Source organism: Pseudooceanicola lipolyticus (assembly GCF_002786325.1).
Lineage (GTDB): Bacteria > Pseudomonadota > Alphaproteobacteria > Rhodobacterales > Rhodobacteraceae > Pseudooceanicola_C > Pseudooceanicola_C lipolyticus.
Genome location: NZ_PGTB01000292.1, coordinates 1 through 2547 on the forward strand (window position 1 = coordinate 1; position 2547 = coordinate 2547).

Consider the following 2547-nt stretch of genomic DNA (forward strand, 5'->3'; position numbering starts at 1 on the left):
CGGTCGCGCCAGATATAGGCCGCCGCCCCCAGCGCGAAGGGCAGCCCCAGATCCAGCAGCTTGACCAGCCGCGGATGCGCCGGCAGCAGCGGCACGGCCAGGCACAGCGCCACCACCGCGACAAACACCACGGCAACGCCGCGCGGCGCCCGCAGCAGCCCGGCAATCCCCACCAGGAACACCCCGAGATAACACAGCACCTCGTAATTCAGGGTCCAGAGCGAGCCGTTGATCGCCGGGCCATAGGGGTTGGCCTCGAACACCCCGGGCAGCGCATATTGCAGCCGGAACAGGGTGAGGTTGCGGATCAGGTACTCCGGCACCGCCGCCAGATAGGTCGCGGCCGGCGCCCGGGTCAGCCACAGCCCGGCCAGCACCGTCAGGCCCAGCACCACCACCAGCGCCGGGAACAGCCGCAGCGCCCGGGCCAGCAGGAACCGGGCGATGCTGGCGCTGCGCTCGAAGCTCTTGGTGATGAAGAAGCCGGAGATGGCAAAGAAGATATAGACGCAGACGGTGCCCAGGGTGAGGCCGTGCAGCTGCGCCTGCAGCGGCTCGACCGCGCCGGGGCCGCGGCTGATTGGCCAGGCATGCGAGACCAGCACGCCCGAGGCGGCGCACATGCGGATCAGGTTGAAATTGTTCTCCCGCCCCGCGGCGCGGTCGCCGAACCTGAGCCCCGGCGGCATCACCCGGTCCCCAGCCGCTGGCCGACGCCGTGGCGGTCCTGCAGCGCCCGCCACCAGGCCTCGTTGTCCAGGTACCATTGCACCGTCTTCTCCAGCCCCTCCGCCAGCGTCACCGAGGGCCGCCAGCCCAGCTCGTCGCGGATCCGGCCCGGCGCGATCGCATAGCGCAGATCATGGCCGGGGCGGTCGGCCACAAAGGTGATCTGCTCCGCATAGGGTCTGGTTTGCGGCCGCAGCCGGTCGAGGATGGCGCAGATCATCCGCACCAGGTCGATATTCTTCGCCTCGTTCTCGCCGCCGATATTATAGGACCGGCCCAGCGCGCCCTTCTGCACCACCAGCAGCAGCGCCTCGGCGTGATCCTCGACATACAGCCAGTCGCGCACATTCTCGCCCTGGCCGTAAACCGGGATCGGCTGGCCGGCCAGCGCGTTCAGGATCACCACCGGGATCAGCTTTTCCGGGAAGTGATAGGGGCCGTAATTGTTCGAGCAATTGGTCAGCACCACCGGCAGGCCATAGGTCTCGTGCCAGGCCCGCACCAGGTGGTCGCTGGCCGCCTTGGAGGCGGAATAGGGCGAGCGCGGATCATAGGGCGTGTCCTCGGTGAACTTGCCCTCCGCGCCCAGCGAGCCGAAGACCTCGTCGGTGGAGATATGGTGAAAGCGGAAGCTCTCCGGCCGGCCCTGCCCCACCCAATAGCTGCGCGCCGCCTCCAGCAGCGTGTAGGTGCCGGTGATATTGGTCTCGATAAAGGTGCCGGGCCCGTCGATCGAGCGGTCGACATGGGATTCGGCGGCCAGATGCATCACCGCATCGGGGGCATGGGTGGCAAACACCCGGTCCAGCGCCGCCCGGTCGCGGATATCGGCCTGCTCGAACGCATAGCCCGGCGCGGCGGCCACCGGCGCCACATTGTCCAGGCAGGCGGCATAGGTCAGCGCATCGAGATTGACCACCGCGTGGCCCTGGGCGATGGCACGGCGCACCACCGCCGAGCCGATAAAACCGGCGCCGCCGGTGACGAGAAGTTTCATGGCGCACCTCCGGTGACGACCAGTTTCATCGCCCGCCCTCCCAGACAAAGGGGCTGTCGAAATCGGCCAGCAGCGGCGCCGCCGCGTCCTTCTCCGACAGCACCGCGGCGCCGCTCAGCCCCCAGTCGATGCCGATGTCGGGATCGTCGAAGCGCACCGCGCCGTCACAGTCCGGCGCATAGTAATCGGTGCATTTGTAAATAACTTCGGTGTCGGGCGCGCGTGTCGCAAATCCGTGCAAGAAGCCTTTCGGAACCAGCAATTGTTTCCCGTTCTCCGCCGACAGCTCGACCCCGATCCAGGCGCCATAGCTGGGCGATCCCTTGCGGATATCCACCGCCACGTCGAACAGGCAGCCCCGCCCGCAGCGCACCAGCTTGTCCTGGGCCCGCGGCGGCGCCTGGAAATGCAGCCCCCGCACGGTGTTCACCGCCGCCGAAAGCGAGTGGTTATCCTGCACGAAATCAAGCGTGATCCCCTTGTCGGCAAGGGTTTTGCGGTTCCAGCTTTCGCTGAAGAAGCCGCGCGCATCGCCGAACCGCTTCGGTGTCAGGATCAGGACGCCGTCAAGTGCCGTTTCTTCAACCTGCATGGATACTCAAATCACCTCGTCAAATCTGTGCCTGTGCTTAGCAAGGGCCATTCCCGCTGTCACCCCGCGCCGCCGCCCGGCGCCGCTCAGTCCCCGGCCCGCTTCTTCACCCAGCCGAGAAAGGCGGCATCGGGTTTCCTCAGCCGCTGCGCCCCGGTGCGGGCCCAGACGCCGCGCCACTCGGCCTCCAGCGCATGCACGTCCCGGCCCGGCATCAGCTGGCGCGCGG

At 67.7% G+C, this 2547-nt stretch carries 3 protein-coding genes; all 3 read right to left on the reverse strand.

Features of this window, described 5'->3' with window-relative positions; all coding sequences use genetic code 11:
* Window positions 1-689, reverse strand: a 689-nt coding sequence (locus CVM52_RS25110) for an acyltransferase family protein (protein ID WP_172721088.1), incomplete at its 3' end; no start/stop codon positions are given.
* Window positions 689-1726 (reverse strand): dTDP-glucose 4,6-dehydratase, encoded by a 1038-nt coding sequence (rfbB, locus tag CVM52_RS25115; protein WP_100164996.1) that lies wholly within the window; start codon window positions 1724-1726, stop codon window positions 689-691. The genes CVM52_RS25110 and rfbB, both read right to left, overlap by 1 nt.
* Window positions 1727-1751: 25 nt before the next feature.
* On the reverse strand, window positions 1752-2318 hold the full coding sequence (gene rfbC, locus CVM52_RS25120; protein ID WP_100164997.1) for a dTDP-4-dehydrorhamnose 3,5-epimerase: 567 nt from the start codon (window positions 2316-2318) through the stop codon (window positions 1752-1754).
* Window positions 2319-2547 lie beyond the last annotated feature (229 nt).